Genomic DNA, 1,780 nt, shown 5'->3' with positions numbered 1-1,780 from the left:
TCTCTCTCATCCTTAAATGCACCACTCTCTGCCATTATCCCGCCTTTGGATTGGCTATTGAGGATATACATCACTTGACTGAAATATTTATTTGCCCATCGTTGCGGGTCTTTTGTCGGGCGCACAACCCCATAAAATTGCCGTTCTATCTTGTCAAAATACCCCGTTATACACTCCCAACCCAATTGACCAGCTGGAACCATGGGTTGATCGGGCGATTCAAGCAATTTTCTCCCTAAAAAAGCGCGCTTAACAACCTTTTTATTAAAAGCCGCCCCTTGGATATCCGGCATCATGCACTGTAGCTGCTTAAATTCTTCCTCGCTATAATCACGAAGTTCTCCAGTGCTTAAATCGGGCGCTTTGTAATACCTCTCGCTTTCAAACCAACGGCATTCAACAAGAGTGATCATCCGTCGACCGTTTTCAACATCAATGCCCTTCTCATCATTATAAGCTTCAAGATCATTATGATGAATGCCCTCATAAGCAACCCCATCACGAGCCCAATCGGCACTCAGTTCACTCCAATGGGCTTTGGGAAACATCTGCTTGGCTACTTCCAAAGGCTTGCGGTCTACGTACCACAAACGTTGTGCATCGGTTAAATTCGGTTGCACTGCCGCGCTATCCCAAACCATCTTTAGAGGGTCTAAACGCGTAATGACCGGTTCACCATCAAGGCTGTTCTCATAATCAAGCCGTGTATCGGTCCACCCCATGCCGCAGATAACCGCATCTTGGAAAGCATCACTATCCGCGTATTCAGCATGTGCCATGTCGCGAAACCATTCTGCTGCTCCCGTAAGCAATTCACTAGGCAATGCCTTCCCTACTTGACGGGGAATAAATTGCACTTCGCGCTTATTGTTGCGTTCTGAACCCACAACAGCATTCACAAGTGGTGCAATGCGATTAAAGGTCATAACGGGGCGGCGTTGCTCTTTTAACGCGGCTAAATCTGCCTCATTCCACTGGTCGCCATTGTAAAATTGGAAATCCTCCCGTGCATGTTCACGCCATTTATTCACATGCTCCACATCTTCTTTGTACCAACTCACAAGCTTGCGAAATAAGCCTTCTGTCGACAGATCTGATGCGTTACTTTCTTTATCTAAATATTCTTCATCATACATCATTCTGCCATCCATGAGGTACTCTCATATTCCGTTCTGCCACTATAAGCTGGTCGCTTTTGTATCGTCGGAGGTTCTTCATAAGCCACGCACATCAATCCAAAGGCATCTGCTCCATGACTGGACCAATCATGCTCTGCTCCCAAGCCAATATTACGCTTCTCATCCCATTTTTCGTGATACCAATTCAGTGCCTTACGCCCTGCTACCGTTGTCTCTTCATGAAACCAAACAGACGGTAAAATACGTCGCACCGCCTCTATTCGCATCTTAACAGCCCCCGCCCCTTGATTAGGAATGACCTGTGTTTCAAAACCCGCATCATTTAAAGCACTCTCAAAACTCACATTATGCACACGATCTCTGGTCGCACCGTCATGGGGTAACACCATCAGTGCCTTCTCATAGCCATTTTGACGCAACCAGCCTACATGCTCTGATAGCGGTTGTCCCTGTGCTTCGTAATAATCGAGCACTCTGATTTCTCGCCCCACAAACTGTGCTATCCATATCGCTGTTGCATCTGCCTTAGCACCCGTGCCCCCAATATCCCAAAAAGCACGTATCTGCATTAAAGGGTCACGAGCAACGCGCCCTATCCGCCCCTCTTGCTCAGCTGCCAACATTTCCTTTTGATAATAAGC

The 1,780-nt window shown here is 47.1% G+C and carries 1 protein-coding gene and 1 pseudogene; both read right to left on the bottom strand.

Features of this window, described 5'->3' with window-relative positions:
• Nucleotides 1–1,151 (bottom strand): portal protein (locus ACFIKU_RS09585; protein ID WP_375657369.1); only part of this gene is annotated, 1,151 nt, incomplete at its 3' end.
• A pseudogene (locus ACFIKU_RS09580) lies at nt 1,136–1,780 on the bottom strand (PBSX family phage terminase large subunit); the annotation flags it as partial. The gene ACFIKU_RS09585 and the pseudogene ACFIKU_RS09580, both read right to left, overlap by 16 nt.

The sequence above is a fragment of the Bartonella sp. CM120XJJH genome, from assembly GCF_042194715.1.
In the GTDB taxonomy this organism is placed as follows: Bacteria; Pseudomonadota; Alphaproteobacteria; order Rhizobiales; family Rhizobiaceae; genus Bartonella.
Note: the sequence above shows the minus strand (reverse complement) of the source record. Positions and strands in the feature narration are given on the sequence as shown.